Here is a 16,418-nt window from a genome sequence, read left to right as displayed (position 1 = left end):
CCACCAGGAGCCTCCGATGGATCGCCTTGACCGAAAAATTCTCCGCCTCCTGCAGGAGGACGCGACGCTCGCGGTCGCCGACGTTGCCAAGAAAGTCGGCCTGTCGACCACACCGTGCTGGCGGCGCATCCAGAAGCTCGAAGAGGAGGGCGTCATCAAGCGGCGCGTCGCCATTCTCGACCACGAAAAGGTCAATGTGCGGGTCACCGTCTTCGTGTCGATCCGCACCAATTCGCACAGCCATGAATGGCTGCGCCGGTTCTCCGAGGTCATCCAGGAATTTCCCGAGGTGGTCGAATTCTATCGCATGAGCGGCGACGTCGATTACCTGTTGCGTGTCGTGGTGCCCGACATCGCCGCCTATGACGCCTTCTACAAGCGGCTGATCGCCAAGATCGAGATCCGGGACGTGTCGTCGTCCTTCGCCATGGAGCAGATCAAGTACACGACCGAAATCCCGCTCGACTACATGGTGCTGGACAAGGAGTCGGGCGCCAACGCGGCCTGATCCCGCAACTCAATTCTTCTTCTTATTGAGGAAACTCCAGGGCGAGTTCACCGGCAATACGACGGAGTCCGGAACCGTGTCGACGCCCACGACATCGGCCTTGCGCACGGCGTAACCGGATTGGATGACGCTGACGCCGTCGAGAATGAACAATTGGCTTTTCTCCATCTCCGGCTTCAGGGCACCAGTAACGGCGACCGGCTGGTAGGCTTGCGACATCTTGTAGGGACGGGCAGGCGTGACCAGCACGATCTGATTGGGCGGCGGCGTCGGCATGTGGCTGCACGCGCCGGTCCAAGGTACCAGCAGGAACTGATAGACGAGATCGCCGTCGCGATCGACCGGCAATGCATAGCCGGCTAATTGTATCGTTTTGTCCTGCAGGGCAACCGACAGCGTCTCGCCGTGATCCGGCAGTTTCGCCGCGATCATCGGCAGGCCGGCGTCTTCGGCAACCGCCTGGGTTACCGGGCGCAAATCCTTCCAAAAGATGTGCGTGGTTTCGGCCGAAGCGCCGGCGGTGGAGAGAGCAAGCGCGGCCGCAAGCGCCAGGATTGATTTGAAATGGGTCATGGCCGCATCCTTTGCGGGCGAGTAAAGACGCCGCCGTCGGTGGCGTCAATGCTCGAGCCGCATCACATGTCGGCGAGAACCGGCCGCAGCACTCCTCAACCTGTCAGGTCTTTCTGGCGGCGAGGCGCTCGATTGTCCTGGCATCCGACAGTTCCTTCACAGCATCCTTGCCGATCCAGCGCGCGGTCTTGTCAGTCGATTGCGCGAGCCTTTCGGCGACTGCAAGGGCAGCACCGTGCATAACCATGGACCGTTTGCCGAGCGAACGAAGGGCCCAGTTCACACCCTTCTTCACGTAGTTGCGGGCGTCGGTGGCCTGCGCTTCGATGATGGGCAAGAAGGCGAGAAAGGTCGCCTCCGGCTCTTTCTTCCGGTGGACGACAGACCAGGCCATCATGGCAAAAGCCGTGCGTCGAACAAATTCCCGTTCATCGGCCGCAAATTCGTTGATCAGTTCTATCCAGGCATCCGTGTCGACGAACAGATCAGAGACGCCATCGACGATATCCCAGGAGTCGAAACTCGACGCCCATTGCCTCGCATCCGCGGCGGAAAACCGCTTTGGGTCGGCCGTGACGGAGGCGATGAACTGCGCCTCCACGATACCTGTCTGCCACAGCGCGAACGCGCGCTCGTGGTTGCGTTTGATTTTCTTGGCAATCTGCCGCTGCACACCGTGCGAGATACCGAGCGCACGTTCGATCTTGATGCCGTAGCGCAGCATGCCAAGACGATTTTCCTCCGAGGCGATCGAGCGCAGATGCGCGACGATTTCGTCGGCACTGGATTGGGGCGAAAGCTCGGCCATCGCGATCCTATTTTTCCAGCCGGGCCAGCAACGAGGACGTGTCCCAGCGTTTGCCGCCCATCGCCTGCACGTCCTTGTAGAACTGGTCGACAAGCGCGGTCACCGGCAGCCGGGCGCCGTTGCGGTCGGCTTCCGCCAGGCAGATACCGAGATCCTTGCGCATCCAGTCGACGGCGAAACCGAAATCATATTTGCCGGCGTTCATGGTCTTATGCCGGTTTTCCATCTGCCACGAACCGGCCGCACCCTTGGAAATCACCTCAATGACCTTTTCGATGTCGAGCCCGGCCTTCTTGCCGAAATGGATACCTTCCGACAGTCCCTGTACCAGTCCGGCGATGCAGATCTGGTTGATCATCTTGGTGAGCTGGCCGGCGCCCGCCGACCCCATCAGTCCAACCATGCGGGCAAAGGCGTCGATGACCGGCCTGGCCCTGTCGAACGCAGCCTCATCGCCACCGACCATGACGGTCAGCACACCGTTCTCGGCGCCGGCCTGACCGCCGGAGACCGGTGCGTCGAGAAATGAGAATCCGCCCGATTGCGCGGCTTGCGCCAGTTCGCGCGCGACTTCAGCCGACGCCGTGGTGTTGTCGATGAAGACCGAGCCTTTCTTCATCGCCTTGAAGGCGCCTTCCGACCCCGTGGTCACCGAGCGCAAATCATCGTCATTGCCGACACAGGAAAAGACGAAATCCTTGCCCTCGGCGGCCTGGGCCGGCGTCGCGGCAAGGCTGCCGCCATGTTGGGTGACCCATTGTTCGGCTTTGGCTTGGGTGCGGTTGTAGACGGTGACGTCGTGGCCGCCCTTGTTCTTCAGGTGTCCGGCCATGGGATAGCCCATGACCCCAAGACCGAGAAATGCCACCGATGCCATGCCTTGTCCTTCCGGCGAAACAGAGATTTCAGCTGCGGAAGCTCTAGGCCATGCGACGAATTCGTCAAGGCGCGCACCGCCGCATCGACTGGCACAGGCCGATCAGGAACGGTTCAGCGCTTTAGGTGGATCGTGATCCGGCGCTCGATCCATTCGACGCCGTGGCGCAGGATTTCGACCATCACAAGATAGACGATGGCGACCCAGACATAGGCCTGGAAATCGAAGGATTTGGCGTAGGCGAGCTTCGCGTTGCCCATCAGGTCATAGACGGTGATGATGGCGACGATCGCCGAAGCCTTGATCATCAGAACCAGCTCGTTGCCGTAGGGCCGCAATGCCACGATGAACGCCTGCGGCAGGACAACCTTGCGCAGCGTCTGCAGCTTGTGAAGGCCGAGCGAGGCGGCTCCTTCCCATTGGCCCCTGGGCACGCTTTCGATGGCGCCGCGCAGGATCTCGGCCTGATAAGCCGCGGTGTTGAGCGCAAAGGCGAAGACGCCGCAGTTGAAGGCCTCGCGGAAGAACCACCACAGCCCGATGGATTCGAGCTGCAGCCGGAAAGAACCCAACCCATAGTAGACGAGGTAGACCTGGACCAGCAGTGGCGTGCCGCGGAAGAAATAGACATAGCAATAGGCAAGGCCGGACAGGAAACGGCTCTTCGACATGCGGCCATAGGTGACGGGCAGCGAAAAGATCGCACCGACCACCATCGAAATCGCAACGAGCGACAGCGTGGTCCACAGCCCCTGCAAATAGGCAGGCGCATATCTGGCAAAGAACTCGCCGTTCCAGGCATAGATGAGATAGGCGAGGATACCGAGGCCGAAGAGAATCCAGAGGCCGACGAGCGCGTACCCGACGATACGGGTGCGCGGCCAGCCGCGTGCCTGCGGCGGCGGCCGGTCAACGGACATAGCTTGGCTGACGCTCATCGTGCCTCCCTCCGTCCCAACGAACGCAAGATGAACCCGGTCGCGATCGACGACAGGATCGCCAGGACGAGGAAAACCAGGGCCGCGACGCTGTAGAACAGGAACGCGTGTTTCGTGACACGCGCCGCCACCCCCGCGTTGCGCAGGGTTTCGGCGAGGTTGACGACCGAGACCAGGGCGGTGTCCTTGAGCAGGCTGAGCCAGCAATTCTCGAGGCCGGGGAAGGCGATGCGCAGCAGCTGAGGCAGGATCACCTTGCGCATGGTCAGCCATGTCGACAGGCCGATCGCGTAGCCGCCCTCATACTGGCCCTTGGGAATGGCGCGAAAGGCGGAGAGGAATACCTCGCTGGCGTAGGAGGAAAAGATCAGCGACAGCACAATCATGCCGGCGATGAAGCTGTCGACGTCGACCGTCGCCTCGGGCTTGAAGAGGCGGATGACATATTGCAGCAGGATGGGCATGCCGAAGAAGAACAGGAACAACGTCACCAGTTCCGGCAGGCCGCGAAACACGGTGGTGTAGATGTTGGCGGCCACCCGCAGCGACGGTTCTTCGGACTGCTTGGCCCAGGCGATGAAAAAGCCGATCGTCAGGCCGATCGGCAGCGTCGCAAGGGCAAGCGCGATGGTGACCAACGCGCCATAGGCAATATCGTCACTCCAGCCCTCGGGTCCCCAACTCAGCAGTGTCCATATGCTTTGGGCTGGCATTGACTGGTCTTATCCCCACGGCGCTCCTGAGATGAAAGGCGGCAGGAGACCCCTGCCGCCTTGGCAATGAAGATCAGGACTCGGCGCCGTAGACGTCGAACTTGAAGTACTTGTCGTTGATTTCCTTATATTTTCCGTTGGCACGGATGGCGTCGATGGCGGAATTCAGCTTGTTGACCAGGTCGGTCTCGCCCTTGCGAACGGCTATGCCGGCGCCAGGGCCAAAAATTTCGACCGGTTGCGGCGATGGCTGGCCGAGGATCTTGCAGCAGGCGCCGTCAGGCGAATCAAGCCACTGCTGCAGCACGACGATGTCGTCCTCGATAGCGTCGAGACGGCCATTGGCAAGATCTGCCTGCTCCTCGGGGCTGCTCGGATAACCTTTGACGGTGCTGTCGGTGTAGGTCTTCGAGGCATAGTTGAAATGGGTGGTCGTGGTGGCGACACCGATGCTCTTGCCGGCGAGGTCTTCCTTGGTCACGCCCTTCAGCGGCGAATCCTTCGGCACGGCGAGCGCCGACGGCGTGTTGTAGTATTTGTGCGAGAAGTCGACCTTCTCCTTCCTCTCCGGCGTGATCGACATCGAGGCGACGATGGCATCGAACTTGCCGGCCTGAAGTGCGGGAATGATGCCGTCCCAATCCTGGGCGACGAAGGTGCACTTGACCTTCATCTCATCGCAAAGCGCCTTGGCGATGTCGATGTCGAAGCCGACAAGCTGGCCATCGGCGGTGAGGTTGTTGAATGGGGGGTAGGCGCCTTCGGTGCCGATCCGCAGGGTCTTTTCCTGGGCCTGGGCTACGCCGAGCGTCAGCAGCGCAGCCGATGCGGCGAGCGCGATACGCAGTGCAATACGCATGATAGTCCTCTCTTTATGGTCCCGGCCGTCGTTCCGAAACGGCTCTGTGGGGCGGTGCTTTTTGACCGCCCGCTAGGCCGATACTCCCACTCTTTCCAAGAAAAAAGCAACTGCAAAACCGCCAAAATCGGTAATGGGATTCTGCCCTTACGTTACATCTCAAGCAACGAGGCCGGTCGTGCGCTCGATGAAGTCGGCTATGGATTCTACGTCGTCGAGGTCGAACACCGGCAGGCTCTTGTCGGTGATGGCGAAATCCGCGGCGACGGCGACAATATTGGGATCACCCGCCGCAAGCGGCGTCCGGTCCTTCGCTTCCAGTCGCCTCGTTTCGATCTTGCGGTGGGATTCGCGCTTGTAGCCTTCGACCAGCACGATGTCGCACGGGGCGAGCCGCGAGAGGATCGCGTCCAGCGGCGGCTCTTGCTCGCCACGCAACTCGTGCATCAGCGCCCAGCGATTGCCCGACACGATCGCAACCTCGGTTGCGCCGGCCTGCCGATGGCGGAAGCTGTCCGCGCCTGGCTTGTCGATGTCGAAATCATGATGGGCGTGTTTGACCGTCGAGACCTTCCAGCCGCGCCGCACAAGCTCGGCGACCAGCTTCTCGGTGAGTGTGGTCTTGCCGGAGTTTTTCCAGCCGGTGATGCCGAAGACGCGTCTGTTCATGGCGTCATGCTCTGCAACAGGCGCGCGGCCAGGGCAAGATCGTCCGGCACGTTGATGTTGAAGAAAGGATCGATTGGTTGTCCGGCGGATTGCAGGAACGGGAATTCCACCTCGACATAGTCGTGCCGCTCGATGAAGGCCGAAACCCGCTTGTTGTCCTCGTCGACCAGGAAATGCCGCAAGGCTTCGCGGCATCCGGTCGGCCATAGCGCGAAGGTTGGATGCCGCCTGCCTGACGAGAAAGCGACGGCGATCGAACCGGGACGCTCATCGACTGCCGCCGCCAGACGATCGACGAGATCAAGCGGCAGGAAAGGCGTGTCGCCGGCAGCGGTGACGATCGCCTTGCAAGGCCTGCCGGCAGCGGCCCATTCCAGGCCGGTGAGGATACCGGCAAGGGGCCCGGCAAAGCCTTCAACGGTATCGGCCAGCACCGGCAGCCCGAAACGCGCAAACCGTGCCGGGTCGCCGTTGGCACTAAGCGCCAGGGTCTCGAACTGCGGACCAAACCGCGACAGGACCTGGTCAAGCACGCAGCCGCCGCCCAGCGGCAACAACGCCTTGTCACCACCGCCCATTCGTCTCGACTGGCCACCGGCCAGAATGATCCCCGCGACATCGCGCTTCATGCCATCCAGCCTGTACGCCAGCCGCGGGAAATCGCAAGCGGCTTCAAGGGAGTGCTAGAGTCCTTCCGGCGCCATGGCCGGGCCGGTGCTTTCGGCGACGATCCTTCGCCGGCCGACGATGCGCTCGCGATAAAGCGCATAGAGGCCCGAGCCGACGACTATTGCTGCGCCGGCGATCATCGGCATGTCCGGTATGTCACCGAAGATGATCAGGCCAAGCAGTATCGACCAGAGGAGCGCGGTGTAGCGGAACGGCGCGATGAAGGAGATCTCGCCCGAACGCATCGCCATGATGATGAATTGATAGCCGATGAGCACCAGCACTGCCGCCAGTGCCAGCAGCGCCGTGCTTTTGCCTGTCATCGGTGTCCAGCCGCCCATCGGCGTCAACAGAAACGCGCCGACGACGGTCATGGCAAGCGCGGTGGCGGTTGATACCAGCATCGTCGGGACGGCCCGGGGGATGCGCTTGGTGGCGAGGTCCCGCACCGTGCAGCACGCGACGCTGGCCAGGGCCACCAGAGAATAGACGCTGAAGCCCTCGAAACCCGGCCGCACGATGATCATAACCCCGGCAAAACCGATAGCGATCGCCAACCAGCGCCGCCAGCCGACCGCTTCGCCGAAATACAGCGCCGCGCCCATCGTCACCGCCAGCGGCAGTGCTTGCAAGACGGCCGAAACGCTGCCGATCGGCAAATGGGCGAGGGCGATCAGGAAGGACACGGTAGCGCCCGCTTCACTCAGCACACGGATCGCCACCAGCGGCTGCAGCATCAGGCGAGGCTGGACAAGCGCTCCGCGTTGCCAGGCCAGCAGGCCGACGAAGAGCGAGGCGAACGCCCCTCTGATCAGCATGACCTGCGCCATGTTCATCGACTGGGAAGAGTATTTGGTAATGGCGTCGTTGAGCGTGAAGCCAACCATCGCCACCACCATGAACAACGCGCCGCGAAGATTTGGGGAAAGGGGCAAGACATCAACCGGTTGCTTTGGCAGGCAAGCCTGTAACAGCCCGCAACGAAACAGCAACAGCAAAGGGCTAGGCCAGGACCGGATACCCATCGTCGCCGGCGTGAAATCATCCTGGATCAGGCACGAATTCTGTCGGAAGGCGGCATTGCCTCCCGACACCTGTACAACCGAGGCGATCGCTATTTCTTCGGCGTCAGCACCTCGGTGCCGTTGCCGTCCTTGCCGGCGATGGTCCACAGGCCATGCAGCGACCCGTCATCCTCGACCTTGTAGACGACGAGGCCGATATCCTTGCCCATCGCGTAGCCGGCGGAGAATGCGTTGTCGTTGCGCATGCAGATACCATCGGAGGATGAGCCGCCCGTCTCCCAATGAATCGCGCAGGTGGTCCCGCTGGTCAGCGTGATGGTGGCTTCGCCGTCATAGGACGAACCGTCGAAATTGGTGCCGGCGACGATGTAAGTGCCGCCGATCGACTGGGCAGCCGCGGGCAGGGCGGTCAAGCCGAGCAAGGCGAAAGACAGAAGAAGTTGGCGCATGATGTTATCCCCCGGGAAAGCGATGAGCCGCTAGGGAACGGAGGCTAGGCGGGAAACCGTCACCAGTAAATCAGACCGGCATTTGCGGACAAAGATTTGCTTGCGGTGTGACTAAAATGCTCATGCGCCCCCCGTTCATGGCCCCTTTAGGCTGCCGGCGATGGCGCCGACCAGCGGGTCATATTTCGATTTCAGCGCCGGTGGGTAATCGATCCAGACCGTGCGGATGACGCCATCCCTGCCAAACAGCCGCCGCTCGTAAAAGATCTTTCCATCCTTCACGCCCGACAGCACCGCCCAGTCCTTGCCGGCCTTGCTGTAGGTGACCTCGTAGCCCGGCTCGTTGCTCGCTCTTTCGCCGGCAATGAATCCCTTCGGCGTGTCGTCATCGACATTGAATATGCCGGAGCATGTCAGGCTGGCGCTGTCCGCACTCAGCCACACCTGCCCGTCGCCATTCTCAGGCTCGGGCTGGCGATCGGTAAAGACATCGTCGGGAAAGGTGCAGACGGTGCCGAAGCGCTCGTTCACGTAGGTGGATTGCGCGGCAAACGCAGTGCTCGCCGAGGCCACGGCGAGAGATGTCACGATCGAAAAGAGCCACCGCATGTCTGCCCGAAGCCGATGATTGCAGGGCAATTCTCGCACAAAAAGACGAGAAGGTCAGCCGCCCGTGACACTCATATGCCGTGACACCGACGGACGGCTGGTGCGGCGATCGATGATGAAGTCATGGCCTTTCGGCTTGCGGCCGATTGCTTCGTCTATAGCATCGGCGACAAGTTCGTTGCCTTCGGACGCGCGCAGCGGCGCGCGCAAATCGGCCGCATCCTCCTGGCCAAGGCACATGTAAAGCGTGCCCGTGCAGGTCAGCCTGACCCGATTGCAGCTTTCGCAGAAATTATGCGTCATCGGCGTGATGAAGCCGAGTTTCCCGCCGGTCTCGCTGACATGGACGTAGCGGGCCGGGCCACCGGTCTTGAACGGGATGTCGGTCAGCGTGAACTGGCGCTCGAGCGAAGCGCGCAGCAGCGACAGCGGCAAATACTGGTCGGTGCGGTCGGCATCGATCTCACCCATAGGCATGGTTTCGATGACGGTCAGGTCCATGCCCCGGCCATGCGCCCAGCGCATCATTTCGGGCAGCTCGGCGTCGTTGAAATCCTTCAACGCCACCGCGTTGAGCTTGACTTTCAGTCCCGCCGCCTGAGCCGCGTCGATGCCGGCCATGACCTTGTCGAGATGACCCCAGCGGGTGATGGCGTGGAATTTGTCGGCATCGAGCGTATCGAGCGAAACGTTGATGCGCTTGACACCACAATCGGCGAGTTCGGCGGCGAAGCGCGAAAGCTGCGAGCCGTTGGTGGTCAACGTCAGTTCTTCCAGTGCGCCGCTTTCGAGGTGCCGCGAAAGCTGGCGCACCAGATGCATGATGTTCTTGCGCACCAACGGCTCACCGCCGGTGAGGCGCAACCGTCTGACACCCTTTTCGATGAACACGGTGCAGAGCCGGTCGAGTTCTTCCAGCGACAGCAGGTCCTTCTTGGGCAAGAAGGCCATGTCCTCCGCCATGCAATAGGTGCAGCGGAAATCGCAGCGGTCGGTGACCGACACTCTGAGATAACTGATCGTGCGACCGAAGGGGTCGATCATGTTCATGTTCGAACGTTTCCGTGGCCGCTATCGGCATCGTTATATATAGCTATGTGATACGATCCAGCCCGCCATTCAAGATAGCTTGCCTCGATCCTTGGTAACATTCCGCGACCGACATTGCGTGTCGGACACCGTTGACGCCTTTGCGTAGGGGGCGAAGCAGCGTAGGGAAGGGCATTCAGGCAGGATCGACCATGACAGCGCCAAAAGAACTGAGGGTCTCCAGGGACCGCAAGCTGCTCACCGTGACGTTTCCCGGCCATCAGCCGTTCGAGTTGCCGGCGGAATTGCTGCGCGTGGCATCGCCTTCCGCGGAAGTGCAGGGCCATTCGCCGGAACAGAGAGTGACGGTTCCCGGCAAACGCGATGTGGCCATCCTGAAGATCGAACCGGTGGGCAATTACGCCGTGCGCATCACCTTCGACGATTTCCATGACACCGGCATCTTCACCTGGAATTACCTGCACACGCTCGGCCACAAGAAGGACGCACGCTGGAACGCCTATCTCGCGGAGCTCGCCGAGAAGGGCTTGAGCCGCGATCGTTAGCCGCCGTTGCGTCGTCAAAACGTCATGTGCCGGGAGTAGGGGCGGCGGATCGGGAGACGGAAAATGTCGGTGATCACCACAGTCGAACAACTCGAAGCGCTCTACGGATTGCCCGGCGAAGCCTCCGTGGTCAAGGAACTCGACCATGTCATTCCCGAATACGCAGCCTTTATCGAAGCCTCGCCCTTCGTCGCGCTCGCGACCAGCGGTCCGGAGGGGCTGGACTGCTCGCCGCGCGGCGATCTCGCGGGCTTCGTGCGCATCGTCGATGCGAAAACGCTGATGATGCCGGACCGGCGCGGCAACAACCGTGCCGATTCGCTAAAGAACATCATCGGCGACCCGCGCGTCGGCCTGCTGTTCCTGGTGCCGGGCTCCGGCACGACGCTGCGCATCAACGGCCGGGCGCATATCACCACGGATGCAGCCCTGTGCGCGTCGTTCATGGTCGACGGCAAGCCGGCGCGTTCGGTCACCGTGATCGATGTCGATTCGGTTTATTTCCAATGCGCCCGGGCGATCGTGCGGTCGGAGCTGTGGAACCCGGAGAGACATGTCGATCCGAAGTCGCTGCCGACACCCGGAAAGATCCTGGAAATCACCAGCCGCAAGAATATCGACGGCGAAAGCTACGACAGGGAATGGCCGGAACGGGCGAAAAAATCGATGTGGTGATCTACTGAAATTCACGCTTCGTTCAGCACGTCATAGATCTTGCGCATCTGATCGCCGATCATGTCGCATTGCTCCGGCGTCGACTGGCTCATCGCCTTCTCGATCAGCGCCATATGCACTTTCAGCGCCTGCATCAGCAGCGCCTCGCCGGCTTCGGTCAGCGTAAGCCGCAAGACGCGCTTGTCCTTCTCGTCGCCTTCGCGCCGCAGCAGGCCACGTGTCTCGAGTTGCGGCAACAACATGGTAATGTTGGAGCGGCCCACGAGCAGCTTGCGGGCAAGGTCGTGCTGCGACATGCCGGGATGGCGGTAGAGATTCATCAGCACGTCGAGCTGCGCCGGCTTCAGATCGAGCGGCGCGAGTTTCACCGCCAGCGTGCGCTCCAGCACATGGCAGGCGCGCGCCACCGCGACCCAGTTGCGAAAACGCGGGTTGTCCCAGGGTAGCTCTTGTTTATTGTTCATCTTTGAACTATTATGTTCATGCTTGAACGTATGGATGGATTCTGACTATGGCATCATTCGGGCTGAAGGTCATCCGAGGTGTGTTTGGTGCGGCCGAACATGTCGCGCCGCGCATCACCGGACGCGCGGCTTTCGAATTGTTCTGCCGTACGCCAAGCACCAGGACGCTCACCGACGGCGAGCGCCGGGCAATCGACCGCGCCGCCGAGTTCATGGCCGAGGCGCGGCATCACCGGCTGAAGACCGCGACCGGCTGCGTCATGGTGCATGAATTCCGCCCCGAGCCGGGCCGCGAGCCTGCCGGCACCGTTCTCATCATCCACGGCTGGCGCTCGCGTACCGAATATATGCGCGTGCTGATCGAAGGGTTTCGCGCTGCCGGCCATAAGGTCGTCTCGCTCGATCTTCCCGGTCATGGCCATTCGCAGGGCAGGCACCTCAACATGGTCAACGCCGTCGAAGCCGCAAGAGTGGCCGGCGAATGGTTCGGGCCATTCGTTGCCGCCGTCGGCCATTCCTTCGGAGGCGCCGTTGCCGCCAATGCCATCGCCGGCTCCGTCAAGGACATCCTGCCACTGGCGGCCGCACGTCTTGTGCTGATCGCGGCGCCAAGCTCACTGCCGGCAATCTTCGCCGACTTCAGCCGCATGCTCAATGTCGGTCCCCGCTCGCAACTGGCGATGGCTGACCGCGTCGAATATCTCTCCGGCCGGCCGCTGCATGAATTCACCGGTGACCGCCAGCTTGCCCAGGCGCCCGTGCCGACGCTGGTCATCCACGCGCCTGACGACCGGGAGGTGCCGGCTGAACACGCACGACGCTATGCCGGCGCCGGTGATCATGTGCGGTTGCATTGGGCCGACGGGCTCGGCCATCGCCGCATTCTGGTCGACAAGGGTGTGGTTGAACGCGCCGTCGACTTCGTGGCCACGCAGCGCGGGCCGTCGCTGCTCCACTGAGCTTCAGGCTATTTCTTCTTTTCCCCCGGCTCTACGGGCAACCCGGCCGCTTTCCAGGCCGTGTAGCCGCCGAGGATGTGCTTGACCGGCGAAAGCCCCATGTCCTGCGCCGTCTTTGTGGCCAGCGCCGAACGCCAGCCGCCGGCGCAGAAGAAGACGAAGCTTTTTCCCGAAGCGAAGAAGGCCTTGTGGTAGGGGCTTTCGGGATCGATCCAGAACTCCAGCATGCCACGGGTGACATGCTTGGCGCCGGGAATTCTGCCGTCACGCTCGATCTCTCGAGGATCGCGCAGATCGACGAAAATGGTGTCTTCGTCTTCAAGCAGTCCTGCCGCCTCCTCGGGTGAGACCACTTCGATCTCGGCGTTGGCCTCATCCAGCAGTTCGCGATACCCTTTTTTCACTGTCGTCCCTCCCGGCCGCAGGTTTGCTGGCAAGGCGGATTTCGAGCACAACGAACTGTGTTTGTCACGCCTCGACAGTGCCGGCCATGGTCTTCCAGGCGGCCATTGCCCCGGCTACCGTCGCCAGCAGGGCGGCCCGGGAAGCGCCGTCGCGCGCCTGGATCGACATGCCGTGCTGGACCGTTGCGAAAAAGGTCGCCGCGGCACGGCAATCGAATCCGGCGGGCAGTTCACCCTCGGCCACGCCGCGCTCGAGACGCTTCCTCAGGGCGGTAAGATTCTCGGCGCGGCGGCGCCGCAAATCCGTGCAGATCGCGCCTCGGCTCGAGTCTTCGTGCAGCGCACCCAGAGCAATCAGGCAGCCCTGCGGGCGACCCGTCTGCGAATAGGCCTTTGCAGTGCGGCGCAGAAACCGCTCGATCGCAAGGCGCGCCGTTGGCGCCGCTTCCAGCGCGGTCCAGATGTCGGCGCCCTCCACGCGGGAATAGAGATCGGTCGCCTCGAGGAACAGGGCCTCCTTGCTACCGTAGGCGGCATAGAGGCTCGGCGAATTGATGCCCATCGCGGCGGCGAGATCGCTGATCGACGCGCCTTCATAGCCCTTGGCCCAAAATACATCCATCGCGCGCCGCAGGGCCGCGGTTCGATCGAACGTGCGGGGACGGCCTCTTTCCGACATGACGCTCTTTTCTGTGTTGATCGATACATAAATGAGTTGACGCGATTGGGCAAGGTTGGCAGATATTTATGTATCAATCGCTACATAAATGGAGAAATCGATGTCATCAGGAAGTTTGAACGGCAAGGCGGCACTCGTCACCGGAGGCAGCCGCGGTATCGGCGCGGCAATCGCGCGAAGGCTCGCGGCAGACGGGGCCGATGTCGCGCTGACCTACCTGCATGGAGAGGAACTGGCTCGGTCCGTCGTCGCCGAGATAGAGACCAAGGGCGGTCGCGCCATCGCGATCAAGGCCGACAACCGTGATGTCGAGGCCATAGACCAGGCGGTTGCCGATGCGGTGACCGCCTTCGGCCGGCTCGACATCCTGGTCAACAGTGCCGGCATCTGGCGTGCGGCGCCGATCGATACGCTGTCGCTTGCCGATTTCGACGAAACCATGTCGGTCAATCTGAGGGCGCCGTTCATCGCCTCGAAAGCGGCGGCAAGACACATGGGCGAGGGCGGCAGGATCATCTCGATCGGCAGCAATCTGGCCGAGCGGGTCACCGACACCAGCCTGGTAGCCTACTCGGCCAGCAAGGCGGCGCTGGTCGGCCTGACCAAGGCATTGGCCCGCGACCTCGGGGCACGCGGCATCACCGCCAATGTCGTCCATCCCGGCTCGACGGATACCGACATGAACCCGGCCGACGGCCCGCATGCCGACCATCAGCGCCAGAAGATGGCGACCCCGCGATTCGGCAAGGCGGAGGATATCGCCGGCATGGTTGCCTGGCTCGCCGGACCGGAGGGCCGTTTCGTCACCGGAGCCGCGCTGACCATCGACGGCGGCGCAAACGCTTGAGGCGCGAGGCTTCCCGTGGCCGGGGCGACAGTTCGGTCGCGCCGGCCGTCACGATGTTGTGAAACCGTTCTGCAACAGCCCTGCCGAAATTTATGAAAGCTTAACGAAATCGGTATGAATCGGTATAGTCGCGCCTTACATCCGCCATGCGGTGAGCGGGACGGTTTAGCGTGCGGAACGGGAACCGGTTGCGACCGGAGCGGGTGATCCATGAAATTCCTCGGTAAAAAAGCAACCGTGATGCCGCTCGTGGCGATTACGGCGACGCTGGCTTTCGGCATGCCTCAGGCAGGGGCCCAAGGGCTTTTCGACATGCTGTTCGGCGGCGGGATCAGGCATGAGCCGAAGGGCGAATTTCCGCCTCCTCCGCCAAAGCACAAGCCGAAGGCGCCGGCCGGCAGCGGCGGCGGTAGCGTGAGGATCAGCGGTCCGTCATACTATACGTACAAGGCCGACAGGCTGGTGCGTGTCGACTTCTCGACGCTAGCGACCGCGCCGCAGCCGGCGACACCGCAAGATGCCGCCTTCGTTCCTTCGGCCACCGGTGCGGCCTTCCACGATGCCATTGCCGGCCTCAGCGACTACGAACTCTACGCGGAGCCCGACATCGCCAAGGCGCTGATCGCCTATTACTCGGCCAACCCGGATTTCATCTGGGTGAGCGGAACCAGCCCCAACAACCGTGCGCAAGATGCCTTGCGGGTGCTCGGCGAGGCTGCCAGCTACGGCCTCACGCCTGCCGACTACACCGTCGACGTGCCAGCCACCAGTTCGACCTCGACAGACGACGCAGCCAAGCTAAAGGAACTCGTCCGTTTCGAGATGGCGCTGTCGGCACGCGTCCTGCGTTACGCCCATGACGCCCAGAGCGGCCGTGTCGAGCCCAATCGTATGACCGGCTACTACGATTTCCCGGCCAAGCCGCTCGACATGATAGGCGTGCTGAAGACACTGGCGCATACACAGGAAGTTCGCACATATCTGGAATCGCGCCATCCGCAGAATGCGGAGTATCAGGCGCTGCGCGTCGAACTGGAATCGCTGCAGGCGAGTGCCGAGAACGAGATCGTCGTCGATCCCAAGCTGCTGCTGAAGCCAGGCGAAACCAGCCCCGAACTGCCAAAGCTCCTGTCGCTGATCGCGCGTAATCTCGACGACGAGATGGGCGGCAGCTATGGCGAGGTCCTGTCGCGGCTGGCAACCAGCGAACTCTATGTTCCCGAGCTGGTCCCGCTCATCAAGGCGGTGCAGCAGAAGGAGGGCATGAAGGGTGACGGCGTCATCGGACCGCGCACCGTCGCCACACTGGCTGGGACGTCGAAGGCCGACAGGCTGCTGAAGGTCGAGGTGGCGCTGGAAGAACTGCGCTGGCTGCCTTCCGATCTCGGCAGTCCGCGTGTTTTCATCAACCAGCCCGCCTTCACCGCAAGTTACATTGACGACGGCCAGGAAAAGCTGAAGACGCGTGCCGTCGTCGGTCGGGTCACCAACCAGACGGCCTTCTTCTACGATCAGATCAAGCAGGTCGATTTCCACCCCTACTGGGGCGTGCCGCAGTCGATCATCGTCAACGAAATGCTGCCGAGGTTGCGCGGCGACCCCGGCTATCTCGACCGTGCCGGCTACGAGGTGACGGATTCACGCGGCAAGCGCATTCCTTCGTCGGCAGTGAACTGGGGCGCTTATGGCGCCAACATCCCCTACAATGTGCGCCAGCAGCCGAGCGAGGCCAATGCGTTGGGCGAACTGAAGATCCTGTTCCCCAACAAGCATGCGATCTACATGCATGACACGCCGCAGAAATCGTTCTTCAAGCAGGATATGCGCGCGCTCAGCCATGGCTGCGTACGCCTGCAAGATCCACGCGGCATGGCGGCGGCGGTGCTCGGCACCTCGGTCGATTATATCGCGGAGAAGCTGAAGCACGGACACTCGACCGAGGATGTAACGCGCAAAATCCCGGTCTATGTCGCCTATTTCACCGCCTGGCCAGACATGTCCGGCAAGGTCGAGTATTTCAGCGACGTCTATGACCGCGATTCCCGGCTAAAGCAGGCCCTGGATGCGACCGAGGCGGTGCGCTCACCCTCGAGCTAAT

21 protein-coding genes are annotated in these 16,418 nt (G+C 62.1%); 6 read left to right on the top strand and 15 right to left on the bottom strand.

Annotated elements, in window-relative coordinates; translation table 11 throughout:
• Window positions 1–16 precede the first annotated feature (16 nt).
• On the top strand, window positions 17–508 hold the full coding sequence (locus tag O7A70_RS10360; RefSeq protein ID WP_006205209.1) for an Lrp/AsnC family transcriptional regulator: 492 nt from the start codon (window positions 17–19) through the stop codon (window positions 506–508).
• 9 nt (window positions 509–517) lie between these two features.
• On the opposite strand, the gene O7A70_RS10355 is transcribed toward O7A70_RS10360, so the two are convergent.
• From O7A70_RS10355 to moaA, 12 genes are all read right to left on the bottom strand, one after another.
• Window positions 518–1,081: a DUF3299 domain-containing protein gene (locus O7A70_RS10355; protein WP_337140304.1), complete on the bottom strand. Its 564-nt coding sequence runs from the start codon at window positions 1,079–1,081 to the stop codon at window positions 518–520.
• A gap of 103 nt (window positions 1,082–1,184) precedes the next feature.
• Entirely contained in the window at window positions 1,185–1,889 is a 705-nt protein-coding gene (locus tag O7A70_RS10350; protein ID WP_337140303.1) for a DNA alkylation repair protein, read from the bottom strand.
• Between the two features lie 7 nt (window positions 1,890–1,896).
• The gene (locus tag O7A70_RS10345) at window positions 1,897–2,766 is read right to left on the bottom strand and encodes an NAD(P)-dependent oxidoreductase (RefSeq protein WP_337140302.1); all 870 of its coding nucleotides are present in this window, start codon (window positions 2,764–2,766) and stop codon (window positions 1,897–1,899) included.
• Between the two features lie 113 nt (window positions 2,767–2,879).
• A complete protein-coding gene (locus tag O7A70_RS10340) occupies window positions 2,880–3,704 on the bottom strand; it encodes an ABC transporter permease (protein WP_337140301.1) in 825 nt (274 codons plus the stop codon).
• A complete protein-coding gene (locus tag O7A70_RS10335; RefSeq protein ID WP_337140300.1) occupies window positions 3,701–4,417 on the bottom strand; it encodes an ABC transporter permease in 717 nt (238 codons plus the stop codon). The genes O7A70_RS10340 and O7A70_RS10335 overlap by 4 nt, the downstream gene beginning before the upstream one ends.
• 73 nt (window positions 4,418–4,490) lie before the next feature.
• Complete coding sequence (locus O7A70_RS10330; RefSeq protein ID WP_027142669.1) at window positions 4,491–5,276, bottom strand: ABC transporter substrate-binding protein; 786 nt, start codon at window positions 5,274–5,276, stop codon at window positions 4,491–4,493.
• Between the two features lie 159 nt (window positions 5,277–5,435).
• On the bottom strand, window positions 5,436–5,945 hold the full coding sequence (gene mobB, locus O7A70_RS10325) for a molybdopterin-guanine dinucleotide biosynthesis protein B (RefSeq protein ID WP_337140299.1): 510 nt from the start codon (window positions 5,943–5,945) through the stop codon (window positions 5,436–5,438).
• On the bottom strand, window positions 5,942–6,574 hold the full coding sequence (gene mobA / locus O7A70_RS10320) for a molybdenum cofactor guanylyltransferase MobA (protein ID WP_337140298.1): 633 nt from the start codon (window positions 6,572–6,574) through the stop codon (window positions 5,942–5,944). Before mobA ends, mobB begins: the two co-directional genes overlap by 4 nt.
• Before the next feature lie 54 nt (window positions 6,575–6,628).
• Window positions 6,629–7,549, bottom strand: coding sequence for a DMT family transporter (locus tag O7A70_RS10315; RefSeq protein WP_337140297.1), 921 nt, complete (start codon window positions 7,547–7,549; stop codon window positions 6,629–6,631).
• Between the two features lie 179 nt (window positions 7,550–7,728).
• Window positions 7,729–8,088 carry a hypothetical protein gene (locus O7A70_RS10310; protein ID WP_337140296.1) on the bottom strand — a complete coding sequence of 120 codons (360 nt, stop codon included), beginning with the start codon at window positions 8,086–8,088 and terminating at the stop codon, window positions 7,729–7,731.
• Window positions 8,089–8,223: 135 nt separating this feature from the next.
• Window positions 8,224–8,676: a hypothetical protein gene (locus tag O7A70_RS10305; RefSeq protein WP_337140295.1), complete on the bottom strand. Its 453-nt coding sequence runs from the start codon at window positions 8,674–8,676 to the stop codon at window positions 8,224–8,226.
• 75 nt (window positions 8,677–8,751) lie between these two features.
• Entirely contained in the window at window positions 8,752–9,747 is a 996-nt protein-coding gene (moaA, locus tag O7A70_RS10300; protein WP_337140294.1) for a GTP 3',8-cyclase MoaA, read from the bottom strand.
• Window positions 9,748–9,938: 191 nt separating this feature from the next.
• Between moaA and O7A70_RS10295 the strand changes: the two genes are divergently transcribed.
• The gene (locus O7A70_RS10295; protein ID WP_337140293.1) at window positions 9,939–10,292 is read left to right on the top strand and encodes a DUF971 domain-containing protein; all 354 of its coding nucleotides are present in this window, start codon (window positions 9,939–9,941) and stop codon (window positions 10,290–10,292) included.
• A gap of 63 nt (window positions 10,293–10,355) precedes the next feature.
• On the top strand, window positions 10,356–10,967 hold the full coding sequence (locus O7A70_RS10290; protein ID WP_337140292.1) for a pyridoxamine 5'-phosphate oxidase family protein: 612 nt from the start codon (window positions 10,356–10,358) through the stop codon (window positions 10,965–10,967).
• 11 nt (window positions 10,968–10,978) lie between these two features.
• Here the strand turns inward: O7A70_RS10290 and O7A70_RS10285 are convergent, their stop codons facing one another.
• Window positions 10,979–11,431 carry a MarR family winged helix-turn-helix transcriptional regulator gene (locus O7A70_RS10285; protein WP_027142678.1) on the bottom strand — a complete coding sequence of 151 codons (453 nt, stop codon included), beginning with the start codon at window positions 11,429–11,431 and terminating at the stop codon, window positions 10,979–10,981.
• Between the two features lie 47 nt (window positions 11,432–11,478).
• Between O7A70_RS10285 and O7A70_RS10280 the strand changes: the two genes are divergently transcribed.
• Window positions 11,479–12,390, top strand: a complete 912-nt coding sequence (locus O7A70_RS10280; RefSeq protein WP_337140291.1) for an alpha/beta hydrolase — start codon at window positions 11,479–11,481, stop codon at window positions 12,388–12,390.
• An 8-nt stretch (window positions 12,391–12,398) separates the two neighbouring features.
• Here O7A70_RS10280 and O7A70_RS10275 read toward each other — a convergent pair whose 3' ends face one another.
• A complete protein-coding gene (locus O7A70_RS10275) occupies window positions 12,399–12,794 on the bottom strand; it encodes a rhodanese-like domain-containing protein (protein ID WP_337140290.1) in 396 nt (131 codons plus the stop codon).
• Between the two features lie 64 nt (window positions 12,795–12,858).
• Window positions 12,859–13,473 carry a TetR/AcrR family transcriptional regulator gene (locus tag O7A70_RS10270; RefSeq protein ID WP_337140289.1) on the bottom strand — a complete coding sequence of 205 codons (615 nt, stop codon included), beginning with the start codon at window positions 13,471–13,473 and terminating at the stop codon, window positions 12,859–12,861.
• 100 nt (window positions 13,474–13,573) lie between these two features.
• Between O7A70_RS10270 and O7A70_RS10265 the strand changes: the two genes are divergently transcribed.
• Together O7A70_RS10265 and O7A70_RS10260 are read left to right on the top strand one after the other, a co-directional pair.
• Window positions 13,574–14,320, top strand: coding sequence for a 3-oxoacyl-ACP reductase family protein (locus tag O7A70_RS10265; protein ID WP_337140288.1), 747 nt, complete (start codon window positions 13,574–13,576; stop codon window positions 14,318–14,320).
• Between the two features lie 210 nt (window positions 14,321–14,530).
• On the top strand, window positions 14,531–16,417 hold the full coding sequence (locus O7A70_RS10260) for a L,D-transpeptidase family protein (RefSeq protein ID WP_337140287.1): 1,887 nt from the start codon (window positions 14,531–14,533) through the stop codon (window positions 16,415–16,417).
• Window position 16,418 lies beyond the last annotated feature (1 nt).

Origin of the sequence: Mesorhizobium sp. Cs1299R1N1, from assembly GCF_037179655.1 — a bacterium.
GTDB classification, from domain to species: Bacteria; Pseudomonadota; Alphaproteobacteria; order Rhizobiales; family Rhizobiaceae; genus Mesorhizobium; species Mesorhizobium salmacidum.
This window is presented reverse-complemented; position numbering and strand designations above follow the sequence as displayed.

What these genes read in the sequence shown, in the direction of transcription:
- O7A70_RS10360 (WP_006205209.1), top strand. Translation starts at nt 17, where the DNA reads ATGGATCGCCTTGACCGAAAAATTCTCCGCCTCCTGCAGGAGGACGCG.
- O7A70_RS10355 (WP_337140304.1), bottom strand. Translation starts at nt 1,081, where the DNA reads ATGACCCATTTCAAATCAATCCTGGCGCTTGCGGCCGCGCTTGCTCTC.
- O7A70_RS10350 (WP_337140303.1), bottom strand. Translation starts at nt 1,889, where the DNA reads ATGGCCGAGCTTTCGCCCCAATCCAGTGCCGACGAAATCGTCGCGCAT.
- O7A70_RS10345 (WP_337140302.1), bottom strand. Translation starts at nt 2,766, where the DNA reads ATGGCATCGGTGGCATTTCTCGGTCTTGGGGTCATGGGCTATCCCATG.
- O7A70_RS10340 (WP_337140301.1), bottom strand. Translation starts at nt 3,704, where the DNA reads ATGAGCGTCAGCCAAGCTATGTCCGTTGACCGGCCGCCGCCGCAGGCA.
- O7A70_RS10335 (WP_337140300.1), bottom strand. Translation starts at nt 4,417, where the DNA reads ATGCCAGCCCAAAGCATATGGACACTGCTGAGTTGGGGACCCGAGGGC.
- O7A70_RS10330 (WP_027142669.1), bottom strand. Translation starts at nt 5,276, where the DNA reads ATGCGTATTGCACTGCGTATCGCGCTCGCCGCATCGGCTGCGCTGCTG.
- mobB (WP_337140299.1), bottom strand. Translation starts at nt 5,945, where the DNA reads ATGAACAGACGCGTCTTCGGCATCACCGGCTGGAAAAACTCCGGCAAG.
- mobA (WP_337140298.1), bottom strand. Translation starts at nt 6,574, where the DNA reads ATGAAGCGCGATGTCGCGGGGATCATTCTGGCCGGTGGCCAGTCGAGA.
- O7A70_RS10310 (WP_337140296.1), bottom strand. Translation starts at nt 8,088, where the DNA reads ATGCGCCAACTTCTTCTGTCTTTCGCCTTGCTCGGCTTGACCGCCCTG.
- moaA (WP_337140294.1), bottom strand. Translation starts at nt 9,747, where the DNA reads ATGAACATGATCGACCCCTTCGGTCGCACGATCAGTTATCTCAGAGTG.
- O7A70_RS10295 (WP_337140293.1), top strand. Translation starts at nt 9,939, where the DNA reads ATGACAGCGCCAAAAGAACTGAGGGTCTCCAGGGACCGCAAGCTGCTC.
- O7A70_RS10290 (WP_337140292.1), top strand. Translation starts at nt 10,356, where the DNA reads ATGTCGGTGATCACCACAGTCGAACAACTCGAAGCGCTCTACGGATTG.
- O7A70_RS10285 (WP_027142678.1), bottom strand. Translation starts at nt 11,431, where the DNA reads ATGAACAATAAACAAGAGCTACCCTGGGACAACCCGCGTTTTCGCAAC.
- O7A70_RS10280 (WP_337140291.1), top strand. Translation starts at nt 11,479, where the DNA reads ATGGCATCATTCGGGCTGAAGGTCATCCGAGGTGTGTTTGGTGCGGCC.
- O7A70_RS10270 (WP_337140289.1), bottom strand. Translation starts at nt 13,473, where the DNA reads ATGTCGGAAAGAGGCCGTCCCCGCACGTTCGATCGAACCGCGGCCCTG.
- O7A70_RS10265 (WP_337140288.1), top strand. Translation starts at nt 13,574, where the DNA reads ATGTCATCAGGAAGTTTGAACGGCAAGGCGGCACTCGTCACCGGAGGC.
- O7A70_RS10260 (WP_337140287.1), top strand. Translation starts at nt 14,531, where the DNA reads ATGAAATTCCTCGGTAAAAAAGCAACCGTGATGCCGCTCGTGGCGATT.